Origin of the sequence: Trebonia sp., from assembly GCF_030042015.1 — a bacterium.
Classification (GTDB): domain Bacteria; phylum Actinomycetota; class Actinomycetes; order Streptosporangiales; family Streptosporangiaceae; genus Trebonia.
The window spans coordinates 1-10,660 of record NZ_JASIAL010000080.1 but is presented as its reverse complement, the minus strand read 5'-3'; the positions used below and the strand labels follow the sequence as shown (position 1 = coordinate 10,660).

Annotated in this window: 11 protein-coding genes; 3 read left to right on the top strand and 8 right to left on the bottom strand. The window is 71.2% G+C overall.

All coding sequences use genetic code 11. The features are described from left to right. Positions 1–440: 440 nt before the first annotated feature. The gene (gene ileS / locus Q1N79_RS03955; RefSeq protein ID WP_300604499.1) at positions 441–3,662 is read left to right on the top strand and encodes an isoleucine--tRNA ligase; all 3,222 of its coding nucleotides are present in this window, start codon (positions 441–443) and stop codon (positions 3,660–3,662) included. 316 nt (positions 3,663–3,978) lie between these two features. Here ileS and Q1N79_RS03950 read toward each other — a convergent pair whose 3' ends face one another. From Q1N79_RS03950 to Q1N79_RS03915, 8 genes are all read right to left on the bottom strand, one after another. Beyond that, positions 3,979–4,152: a hypothetical protein gene (locus Q1N79_RS03950; protein WP_300604496.1), complete on the bottom strand. Its 174-nt coding sequence runs from the start codon at positions 4,150–4,152 to the stop codon at positions 3,979–3,981. Between the two features lie 34 nt (positions 4,153–4,186). Further along, positions 4,187–5,344 carry an IS701 family transposase gene (locus tag Q1N79_RS03945; RefSeq protein WP_300604504.1) on the bottom strand — a complete coding sequence of 386 codons (1,158 nt, stop codon included), beginning with the start codon at positions 5,342–5,344 and terminating at the stop codon, positions 4,187–4,189. Positions 5,345–5,499: 155 nt separating this feature from the next. Then, the gene (locus Q1N79_RS03940; protein WP_300604493.1) at positions 5,500–5,889 is read right to left on the bottom strand and encodes an RNA polymerase-binding protein RbpA; all 390 of its coding nucleotides are present in this window, start codon (positions 5,887–5,889) and stop codon (positions 5,500–5,502) included. A gap of 143 nt (positions 5,890–6,032) precedes the next feature. Beyond that, a complete protein-coding gene (locus Q1N79_RS03935) occupies positions 6,033–6,815 on the bottom strand; it encodes a glycerophosphodiester phosphodiesterase family protein (protein WP_300604490.1) in 783 nt (260 codons plus the stop codon). Between the two features lie 89 nt (positions 6,816–6,904). Next, on the bottom strand, positions 6,905–7,426 hold the full coding sequence (locus Q1N79_RS03930) for a TrmH family RNA methyltransferase (RefSeq protein ID WP_300604501.1): 522 nt from the start codon (positions 7,424–7,426) through the stop codon (positions 6,905–6,907). A 104-nt stretch (positions 7,427–7,530) separates the two neighbouring features. Continuing rightward, positions 7,531–8,160, bottom strand: coding sequence for a methyltransferase (locus Q1N79_RS03925; RefSeq protein WP_300604487.1), 630 nt, complete (start codon positions 8,158–8,160; stop codon positions 7,531–7,533). Further along, positions 8,157–8,495, bottom strand: coding sequence for a DUF3817 domain-containing protein (locus Q1N79_RS03920; protein ID WP_300604484.1), 339 nt, complete (start codon positions 8,493–8,495; stop codon positions 8,157–8,159). Before Q1N79_RS03920 ends, Q1N79_RS03925 begins: the two co-directional genes overlap by 4 nt. Before the next feature lie 31 nt (positions 8,496–8,526). Further along, the gene (locus tag Q1N79_RS03915; protein WP_300604482.1) at positions 8,527–8,973 is read right to left on the bottom strand and encodes a hypothetical protein; all 447 of its coding nucleotides are present in this window, start codon (positions 8,971–8,973) and stop codon (positions 8,527–8,529) included. A gap of 70 nt (positions 8,974–9,043) precedes the next feature. On the opposite strand from Q1N79_RS03915, the gene Q1N79_RS03910 reads away from it, so the two are divergent. Beyond that, positions 9,044–9,712, top strand: coding sequence for a nucleoside monophosphate kinase (locus Q1N79_RS03910; RefSeq protein WP_300604480.1), 669 nt, complete (start codon positions 9,044–9,046; stop codon positions 9,710–9,712). Then, entirely contained in the window at positions 9,702–10,640 is a 939-nt protein-coding gene (locus Q1N79_RS03905; protein ID WP_300604477.1) for a ribose-phosphate pyrophosphokinase, read from the top strand. The genes Q1N79_RS03910 and Q1N79_RS03905 overlap by 11 nt, the downstream gene beginning before the upstream one ends. The last annotated feature ends 20 nt before the right edge of the window (positions 10,641–10,660 follow it).

The following is a 10,660-nucleotide window of genomic DNA, read 5'->3' as shown; positions in this document are numbered from 1 at the left end:
GTTCGGCTCGGGTGGGCACGTTCGGCTATCCTGGTGCCGCGACGATGGGGACAGCTGCCGCGGAATGCTGCGAGGAGCGACCCGGGGATGGTGCGAGCCCGGGTGCGTGCGCCGCGGACCAGATCACCCCTGAGCGGCCGGAAGAAAGGCTGCGGCTGGTTACGCCGCTGCTCAGTAGAACTGGCAAGGCACATTCGAGTGGGCCGAACGGACCGTGGCGACTGTCGGCCAAGGAGGGTGGTACCGCGGGGTTGCGCGCGAGCGTGCCTCGTCCCTCCGGCGAAGCTAACGCGGACGCTGGAGGGCGACCCGAGATGTCGGATGTGGGTGCGGGGCACGAGGCCGGCCGGTCTGTGCCAACGGGAAAGGCCGGCTGGTCTGCGCCGACGGCGAAAGGAGCCGCGGCAGCGCACGCCGTCGAGCGGAAGCCGGGCGGGGCGATGCCGGCACTGGCCCAGGCGGATTTCCCCGCGATCGAGCACGAGATGCTGGCCCGGTGGAACCGGGCGCGGACGTTTGAGGCATCGCTGAAGCAGACAGAAGGCGGCCCGCGGTGGACCTTCTACGAGGGCCCGCCGACCGCGAACGGGATGCCGGGCGTGCACCACATCGAGGCGCGCGTCTTCAAGGACCTGTTCCCCCGCTTCAAGACCATGCAGGGGTTCCACGTCAAGCGCAAGGCCGGGTGGGACTGCCACGGGCTGCCGGTTGAGGTCGCCGTGGAGAAGGAACTCGGCCTGTCCGGCAAGAAGGACATCGAGGCCTACGGCGTCGCCGAGTTCAACGAGCGGTGCCGGGAGTCCGTGCTGCGGCACGTGGACGCCTTCTCCGCGCTCACCGAGCGGATGGGCTACTGGATCGACCTGTCCGACGCCTACCGGACCATGGACCCCGACTACGTGGAGTCCGCGTGGTGGGCGCTGAAGACCATCTTCGACAAGGGCCTGCTTGTCCGCGACTTCCGGATCAGCCCGTACTGCCCGCGGTGCGGCACCCCGCTGTCCGACCACGAGATGGGGCAGGCGGACGTGTACCAGGAGGTCACCGACCCCTCGGTGACGGTCCGGTTCCCGCTGACCGAGGTCCCGGCCGGCGCCAGCAGGCACCTGGCCGGAGCCGACCTGCTTGTCTGGACGACGACGCCGTGGACGCTGGTGTCCAACACCGCGGTCGCCGTCCACCCTGAGGTCGAGTACGTGGTCGCGCGGAGGTCCGGGGGGTTCCGGGGGGACGTTCCCCCCGGAAAGACAGCCGGGGACAAGGTCGTGGTGGCCGAGGCACTGTACGCGCGGGTGCTCGGCGAAGGCTGGCACGTCCTCGCCACGATGCGCGGAGCTGAGCTGCTCGGGGCGCGGTACCGGCGGCCGTTCGCACTGGTGGACATTCCAGACGCCCACGTCGTCGTGGCCGGCGACTTCGTCACCACGGACGACGGCACCGGGCTGGTCCACCTGGCCCCCGCCTTCGGCGCCGACGACATGGAGACGAGCCGCGCCTACGGGCTGCCCGTGGTGAACCCGGTCCGCCCCGACGGGCGGTTCGAGGACGGGCTGCCGCTGGTCGGCGGCATGTTCTTCAAGGACGCGGACAGGCCGCTGACCGCGGACCTGGCCGCGCGCGGGCTGCTGTTCCGCTCCGAGATGCACGCGCACAGCTACCCGCACTGCTGGCGGTGCAGGACCGTGCTGCTGTACTACGCGCTGCCGTCCTGGTACATCAGGACCACCGCGATCAAGGATGAGCTGCTCGCGGAGAACGAGAGGACGAACTGGCAGCCGGTCACGATCAAGAACGGCAGGTACGGCGAGTGGCTGCGCAACAACGTCGACTGGGCGCTGTCGCGAACCAGGTACTGGGGCACGCCGCTGCCGCTGTGGGAGTGCCCGTCCGGCCACCTGACGTGCGTCGGCTCGATCGCCGAGCTTGGCGGGCTGGCGGGACAGGACCTGTCCGGGCTTGACCCGCACCGGCCGTACGTGGACGCGGTCACGTTCCCGTGTCCGTCGTGCGGGCTTTCCGCGTCGCGGGTGCCCGAGGTGATCGACGCCTGGTTCGACTCGGGATCGATGCCGTTCGCGCAGCACGGCGCGCCGCTGCGCAACCTGGCCGAATTCGAGCAGGCGTACCCGGCCCAGTTCATCTGCGAGGCGATCGACCAGACGCGCGGCTGGTTCTACTCGCTGATGGCGGTCGGGACGCTGGTATTCGGCCGATCGTCCTACGAGAACGTGGTGTGCCTCGGGCACGTCGTGGACGAGCAGAGCCGCAAGATGTCCAAGCACCTCGGCAACGTGATGGAGCCGATGGGGCTGCTGAACTCCCGCGGCGCGGACGCGGTGCGCTGGTTCTTCGCGGCGTCCGGGTCCCCGTGGGGACAGCGCAGGATCGGGCCCTCTGTGCTCGACGAGATCGTGCGGAAGGTGCTGCTCACCTACTGGAACACGGTGTCGTTCCTGGTCCTGTACGCGAACGCGTCATCGCCTGGCGGGGGCGCGTGGGTACCGGAGGACGGCGCGTCGGCGCCGCCGCCCGGCGAGCGGCCGCTGCTTGACCGCTGGCTGCTGTCGGAGCTCCACGGGTGCGTGCGCGACGTGACCGCCTTGCTCGAGGCGTTCGACACCGCGGCGGCGGGGCGGCGGCTAGCCGCGCTGATCGACGACCTGTCGAACTGGTACGTGCGGCGGTCGCGGCGGCGGTTCTGGGACGGGCCAGGGTCGTCGGACGGCGCGGCCGCGTTCGCGACGCTGCACGAGGCGCTTGTCGTCCTCACCAAGCTGATGGCGCCGATCACGCCGTTCCTCGCCGACTACGTATGGGGCGTCCTGCGGCCCGGCGACGCGCCTGAGTCGGTGCACCTGTCGGCGTGGCCGTCGCACGATGCCTCGCTGGTCGACGAGTCGCTGTCCGAGCAGATGGCGCTGGCCCGGCGGCTGGTCGAGCTGGGCCGGTCGGCACGGTCGGCCGCCGCGGTGCGGACCAGGCAGCCGCTGTCGCGGGCGCTGGTCGGCGCGGCGGGGTTCGCCGCGCTGCCCTCGGCGCTGCGCGCGCTGGTGGCCGAGGAGCTCAACGTGCACGAGCTTGAGCCGCTGGACGCCGCGGGCGGGGAGCTGGTCAGCTATGCGGTCAAGCCGCAGTTCCGGTCGCTTGGCCGCCGCTTCGGCGCCGCGACCCAGGCGGTCGCCGCCGCGATCGTCGCGGTGGACCCCGCCGCGCTCGCGCATGCGGTCGCGGCCGGGTCGGCGTCCGTCGAGGTGCCTTCGCTCGGCACCGTGCCGGTCACGGACGAGGACGTGGTGGTGACGCAGACGCCGCTTGAAGGCTGGGGCGTCGCCACCGCCGGCGGCGAGACCGTGGCGCTCGACCTGGCCGTGTCGCCGGCGCTGCGCGCCGAGGGCTGGGCCCGCGAGGTGGTCCGGCTCATCCAGGAGGCGCGGAAGACCGACCGCCTCGACGTGACCGACCGGATCGAGCTGCGCTGGTCCTCCTCCGATCAGGAGGTGGCAGCCGCGCTCGCCCGGCACGCGGAGATGATCGCCGGCGAGGTGCTGGCGATCTCATTCGGGCCCGGCGAGGGGCCTGGTGCGGACGGTGGCGGCTGGCATGAGCACAGCGACGACGAGATCGGCCTGCGGTTCTGGCTCGCGGTGGCTCCGGCCACCTAGTGAGCCGGCGGTGAGTTCTGCGGTCACCACGTGAGCCGTCTTCGGTCGCAGAAGGTGCCGGCCGTGGCCGCTGGCCCTTCGCGGCGCAGGGCAGGTCACGGGTCAACCGCGCCAGGAGCGGCCACATAGCGGACACATTTCCCCCATCCAGCCGTGAACCACCTCCCGGAAACCGCCCATGGACCATGATCATGGGTCAAACGGGACCGCCCGCGGCCACCTTCGGCCCGTGATCATGAAGCGCATCCCCCGGGCGGGCACACCAGGGGCACGGGCAGCAGGGGACGGCGGGGGGCCACGGCCGGGCCCACTAGTACTACAGCAACAGAATGAGATTTTCGGTTCTGCGGGCGTAGTGGCACAGGCGGGCCGTGGCCTGGTGGCGGCGACGCCAGCGTGACCAGTGCTCATGGAATGCCGGGGGCCGGGCGGCTCGGGTGTAAAGGCAGAACAGGCGGCGGGCTTCGCCGGCAGTGAGCAGGATCAGCATGTCTCCGTTTTCGCCTGTTATGAGTGGCGGCGGGCTATATGTCCTGGGCGGGGCGAAGATCTGTCCACAGGCTGAGGGTCCCCCTTTCAGCCGGCTCGCCGCCGCCGTTCCCGCTGGCCGGGGGCTCGGGCCGCGCGGCGTGCGCGGCGACGGCGAGGAACGCGCAGGCGAGCATGGACAGGGTGGCGTGCCGGTACCAGGCGCGGTACTTGCGGACCTGGTAGTGGTCCAGCCCGGTCTCGTTCTTGGCCTCGGCGAAGCAGTCCTCGATTCCCCACCGTGCGCCCGCCACGGCGGCGAGTTCCGGCAGCGTGACCGGGCGGGGTGACCAGCAGCGGAAGAAGGCCAGCTCAAGCTGGCCCTTCTCGCCGGGGCGCAGGGACCGGCGGGCCAGCAGCCAGTGCCCGGCATCCGCGGTCTCGATGAGCGCCCAGTCATACAGCCGCGGCCCCTTGGACCCGTCGGCGCAGCTCAGCCGCTCCCACGCCCCTGCCGGAGCGAGGGCTGCCAGCTCGTCCGCGCGGAAGGAGCCCGCGGGAACGGCGATCATCTCGCTGCAGGCCACCGCCATCACGTACGGGAGCTGCCGTTCTTCCAGGCGCTGGCGCAGCTTCGGGTTGCCGCCGTAGACCTCGTCCCCGGTCACCCAGGAGAACGGGACGCCCGCGTCCGCGGCACGCTCGATCATCTGCCAGGCCAGCTCCGGCTTCGTCGCGAACGCCACCTCATCGCCGATCCCGGCGGCCCGGCAGCGGCCCCGGTCACCCGTCCACGCTTTCGGCAGGTACAGCTCCCGGTCGATCAGCACCCGGGCACCGCCGCTCGCGACATACGCCAGGAACACCCCCACCTGCGAGTTCTCCACCCGCCCGGCCGTCCCGGTGTACTGCCGGGCCACCCCCGCCGACATCGTCCCCTTCTTCAGGAACCCCGTCTCGTCCACCGCCAGCACCGCCCCGGGATCCCCGAGACTCCGCACCGCGTACGAGCGCAGCACGTCCCGCGCCGCGTCCTCGTCCCAGGCGTAGAAGTTCAGCAGCCGCTGCATCCCGGCCGGCGACCGGTCCCCGGCGAACTCGGCGATCGTCCACCCGTTCTTCCGCTCCGCCTGCGACAGCAGCCCCAGCAGGTACGCCCGCGCCCGCCGCCGCGACGGCGCCTCCGCGAACACCCCGGCCACCTGCGCGAACATCTCATTGAACGGCTCGATCCATGCGGCATGACCCGCCGCCGACGTCAGAGCCTCATCCACGACATCCAGCATGGCTCAAGCCTGGCCGCCCAGGCGCGGCAGATCACGAAGCCACGCCGAGCAAGATAACAAACTGTTGCTGTAGTACTAGGCCCCTAGGCGCTGCGCCGCTCGGCGCGGTCCGCGGCGTCGGCGATCGCGCGGCCCTCCACGGCCCGGCGCTCCCTGATCACCTCAAGCCGTTCGGCGAGGACCGCCTCCAGGTCCTCGACGGTGCGCCGTTCCATGAGCATGTCCCAGTGGCTGCGCGGCGGCTTGACCTTCTTGGGCGACGGTGACTGGCCGGTGCTCGCGATCGCCATGGCGCCGCAGACACGGCACTCCCACATCGGAGGCAGTTCTGCCTCGGCGGCGAAGGGCACGCTAAAGTGGTGCCCGTTAGGGCAGTCGAAGGGGACGTCCTGGCGCGGTGCCAGGTCGGTGTTCCGGTCGTTCTCGTAGCTGGTCGCGCCGAGTCGGGTGCCGCGAAGTGCGCGTTCGGCCATTACTTGCTGCCTCCCCAGGCGGTTGGCGATCTCTATCGGCAACACTGGATACCCGGTCAAGATTCCCCTTGCCGGGAGTATCCAATCCCGTTTCGAGCGTGTTTCACCATCCGCGGCCGGGCTCGCGCGCGGTTTCGCGGCCGTTAAGCCTGCCGGGGCTGCGCTCCCACCCGCGGATGCCACTGGCCGCGTTCGATCAGGATGTCCCGCAGCAGCGCGATCTGGTCGGTCATGACGCCGTCCGCGCCGAGATCGAGTGCCCGTTCGATCTCCTGCCTGGTGTTCAGCGTCCACACGTGGACCGCCAGCCCGAGTTCGTGCGAGCGCCTGATGAACTCCGTGGTGGCGATCTGCATGGGGACCTGCGCGCACTGCGCGCCCGAGCGGGCGAGCCTGGCGGCCATGGCCTTGCCGGGGAACCCCGCGTACCTGACGGCCGCGATCGCGGCGGGCGTGACCGCCAGGCAGACCGGGCGCTCAAGCGTCGCCTGCGCCGCGAGCAGCCGCCTGCCGGAAAACGAGGTCACGCACACCCGGTCCCACGCACCGGTGCGCTTGAGGACGCGGGCCAGCGGCTCGATCGTGCCCGAGTCCTTCAGGTCGATGTTGAACCGCAGGTCCGTGAACGTGGCCAGCAGGTCCTCGATCAGCGGGATCGGCTCCGTGCCGCCGATCCGCGCCTCGGACACCTGCCTGGCGGTCAGCTTGGAGACCTGGCCGGTGCGGTCGGTGACCCGGTCCAGGGTCGCGTCGTGAAAGGACAGGAGCGCGCCGTCGGAGGTGGAGCGCGCGTCAGTTTCCAGGTACGCGTAGCCGAGTTGGACCGCGTACTCGAAGGCGGGCCAGGAGTTCTCCGGGTTGTGCGCCGCGCCGCCCCGGTGCGCGAACGCTACCGGCAGCGGATGGTTCAGGTAAGGCACTGCCACAGTGGTGATTATGCCCGCTGGCGGCTCCGCTACGGTGAACACCGCATGTCAGCCACACAAGGAGCCGGTGGCTGTTAGCTCTCCGGCCGTCAGGCGCCCGGGTGCCATTCGCGGCGGCGGACCTCCGCCATCGCGATCGCGGCGGCCACCGCCACGTTCAGCGACCCGACGCGGCCGGTCTGGGGGATGTAGGCCACCGCGTGCACGGCGGCGAGCAGCGCGGGGGAGCAGCCGTGGTCCTCGTTGCCGATGGCCAGGCAGACGGCCCCGTCCAGCGGCGCCTCGGCGAGCGGCACGGCGCCCGAGGCGAGTTCCACGGCGACCACGCGGAAGCCCGCCTCCGCGGCGGCCTTGGCCGCCGCGGCCGGGGCCGGCTCGCGGAACGACGCGAGGAACCTGTCGGCGCCGAGCGCGGTCTTGCCCACCGACGGCAGGTCAAGCGCGGGAGTGTTGCCGCACAGCCAGGCGCATTCGGCGCCGAAGGCGGCGGCGGTGCGGACGATCGATCCGACGTTGAACGGCTGGCTGACCGAGTCAAGCAGCAGCGCCAGCCGCCCTTGCGTGCGCCGCCGCCAGTCCCGGTTCAGGCGCTTGACCTCGGTGGGCCGCAGCTGCCGCGGCGGGCCGCCAGGAGCGCCAGGAGCGCCAGGAGCGCCAGGAGCGCCAGGAGCGCCCGGGGCACCCGGGGCACCCGGGGACCGCGGGGAGCCGGCTGTCACGGGGGAGTCACCGGGGTCCGTTCGGCGTAATCGACTGCGAGCAGGCGGTACCCGCTCCGTGCGGCGAGGCGCGTCACTGGCCAGCCCTGGGCCGCCAGCCAGTAGTGCAGCGAGTCGGCGCCCAGGTTGCGGCCCATGACCAGGCAGGCCTGCGCGCCGGGGGCGAGCCTGGCCAGCCAGGCGCGCAGCAGGTCGTGCAGCGGCGCCTTGCCGATCCGGACGGGCGGGTTGGACCATATCCCGGCGAACCGCGCCGGCAGGCCAGGGGAGTCAGGAGGGACGCAGCGCACGTTGGCCAGGCCGGCGTCGGCCGCGTTGCCCGCGCACAGCCGCAGCGCCCGCTCGTTCACGTCGACCGCCCACACCGTCGCCGCCGGGGCCCGGCTGGCCAGCACGCACGCCACCGGGCCGTAACCGCACCCCAGGTCGAGCAGGTCGCCCTCCGGCGGGGGCGCGGGCCCCTCCTCGAGCAGGAGCCGGGTCCCGGGGTCGAGGCGGCCGGGGGAGAACACCCCGGAATCGGTCCGCAGTTCCAGGTAGATGTCCGGCAGGACCACCCGTACCAGGCCAGCGCGGTGCGCCGACTGCGGCCGGGCCGCGAAGTAGTGCTCCGCGACGGGCCTCACGAGCTCACGGTCTGGGCGGCGGGCTGCGCGGCGCCAAGCGCGGGGTTGATGTACGTGCGGGTCATCCACCGCTCGACGACGAACGTCATCACCGGGACGGTGCCGGCCAGCAGCAGGACCACGGTGGGTTTCGCCTTCATGTGGAGCTTGGTGGCCAGCAGGAACGCGAACACGATGTAGACCATGTAAAGGACGCCGTGCACCGTGGCGACCTGGTCGGTGATGACGGTGTTGTGGCCCCAGATCTGCAGCGGGATGCCGGCGAAGACCACGACGATGATCAGTACTCCGGTTATGAAAGCCATCACCCGGTAGCGCAGCACGGCCGCCTGCATCTCGGGCGCCTCCTCATATGTCGATATGTCTCTACCTGAACCCGTGCCACTTGCCGTGGCCCTTGACCTGATCGTTCAGCCGGGCCAGGTACGCGTTGTACTGCGCGAGCTCCGCGTCGTCGGGGTCGTCGGCGGGCTCCTCGACCTGCTGGATGCCGATCCCCGTCGGCAGGGTGCCCGCGTCCCCCGCGTCCGCCCTCTCCGCCGCGGTGAGGGCCTCGCCGCTGGCCGCGCCCGCCCGCCTGATGCGGAACTCATCGCGGATCGTCTTGGCCCAGAACACCACGGAGAAACAGGCGAACAGCGGCCATTCGAACGTATAGGCCCAGCTCAGGGCATTGCCGCCGAGCGCCCGGTGCAGTTGCCAGTCGCCCAGCCACAGCATTCCCCAAAATGCCACGACCATCAGCACATGCCAGCCCAGCCAGCGTGGCGCGATCAGGAAGCGCCATACGGGGGCGGAGCCGGGGGTTCCCATGTCATTGAGCGTAGCGCGCCCGGCGCGGGGTCGTGCTGGCCACTGGCTCACGATGTGCCAAGGTGATGTCATGCGCAAGTACGTCATCATGGGCGTGCAGGGCAGCGGCAAGGGCACGCAGAGCGAGCTGCTCGCCGCGGACCTCGATCTCGTGCACATCAGCGTTGGCGACATCTTCCGGTGGAACGTGACCAACCACACCAAGATGGGCGCCCAGGTCCACCGGTTGATGGCAGCGGGGGAGCTGGTGGGCGACGACCTGGCCGAGTCCGTGGTCCAGCGGCGGCTGGCCGAGCACGACTGGAACTTCGGCTTCATCATCGACGGGTTCCCGCGCAACGCGCGGCAGGCGGAGTTCTTCCTCGAGAGCTACGACATCGACGGGGTGATCCACCTCGACCTGCCCGACAGCGAGGTGCGCCGCCGGGTGTTCGGCCGCCGGCTGTGCGTCAACTGCGGCATGGACTACAACCTGCTCGCGGACAGTCCCGCCGTGCCCGGCCGGTGCGACTCTTGCGGCGGGGAGCTTGTCACGCGCGAGGATGACACCGCCGAGGCGCTCGCGGTGCGGTTGCGTGGTTACCACGAGAAGACCAACCCGGTGCTAGACCTGTTCCGGCGCAAGGAGTACGTGATCACGGTGGATGCCCGCCCCGCGAAGGACATCGTGCAGCAGGAGATCAGGACCCGGCTCGGCCTGCCCCCGGTCAAGCCGTCAGGGGGCGCCGGTGAACGCTGAGATCGTCATCTTCAGCGGCCGCGCCCACCCGCGGCTTGCCGACGAGATCTGCGCGCACCTGTCCGTGCCGCGCAGCCTGGTGCGGGTCACCCGGTTCGCCAACGACTGCCTCGAGGTGCAGCTGCAGGCCAACTGCCGTGAACGGGACGTGTACCTGATCCAGCCGCTGGTGGCGCCGGTGCAGGAGCACCTGGTCGAGCTGCTGCTGATGGCCGACGCCGCCCGTGGCGCCTCGGCCGGACGGGTCACCGCGGTGATGCCGCACTACTCCTACGCCCGCTCGGACAAGAAGGACGCGCCGCGCATCTCCATCGGCGGCAGGCTCGTCGCCGACCTGCTTGTCACGGCCGGCGTCGACCGGGTGCTCACGCTGACCCTGCACTCCCCTGAGGTGCACGGGTTCTTCTCGGTCCCCGTGGACCACCTGCACGCGCTGCGCGAGCTGGCCGAGCACTTCAGGAAGCGGGACCTGTCCCGCGCCGTCGTGCTGTCGCCCGACCTGGGCTACGCCAAGAGCGCGGCCGCGTTCGCCCGCCGGCTCGGGCTGCCGGTCGCCGCGGGGGCCAAGGAGCGGTTCAGCGACTCCAAGGTCACGATCTCGGCGATCATCGGCGACGTGGCGGACCGGGACGTGATCGTCGTCGACGACGAGATCGCCCGCGGCACGACCGTGCTCGAGCTGCTGACCGTGCTGCGCAGGCAGGAGGTGCGGTCGATCAGCATCGCCTGCACCCACGGGGTGTTCGCGGACGGCGCGCTTGAGAAGCTGGCCGCCGCCGAGGACGTGACCGAGATCGTCTGCACGAACTCGGTCCCGGTGCCGGACGACCACCCGAAGCTGACCGTGCTGTCGGTGGCGCCGGCGCTCGCCGAGGCGATCAGGCGCACGCACGACGGCCAGTCGGTGAGCGTGCTGTTCGAGCAGTGACCTCAGCGGCCGGGCTCGCT

Coding starts and splice junctions, on each gene's coding strand:
- Q1N79_RS03915 (WP_300604482.1), bottom strand. CDS start 8,973: ATGGGAACCCCCGGCTCCGCCCCCGTATGGCGCTTCCTGATCGCGCCA.
- ileS (WP_300604499.1), top strand. CDS start 441: ATGCCGGCACTGGCCCAGGCGGATTTCCCCGCGATCGAGCACGAGATG.
- Q1N79_RS03945 (WP_300604504.1), bottom strand. CDS start 5,344: ATGTTCGCGCAGGTGGCCGGGGTGTTCGCGGAGGCGCCGTCGCGGCGG.
- Q1N79_RS03940 (WP_300604493.1), bottom strand. CDS start 5,889: ATGGCCGAACGCGCACTTCGCGGCACCCGACTCGGCGCGACCAGCTAC.
- Q1N79_RS03950 (WP_300604496.1), bottom strand. CDS start 4,152: ATGCTGATCCTGCTCACTGCCGGCGAAGCCCGCCGCCTGTTCTGCCTT.
- Q1N79_RS03910 (WP_300604480.1), top strand. CDS start 9,044: ATGCGCAAGTACGTCATCATGGGCGTGCAGGGCAGCGGCAAGGGCACG.
- Q1N79_RS03920 (WP_300604484.1), bottom strand. CDS start 8,495: ATGCAGGCGGCCGTGCTGCGCTACCGGGTGATGGCTTTCATAACCGGA.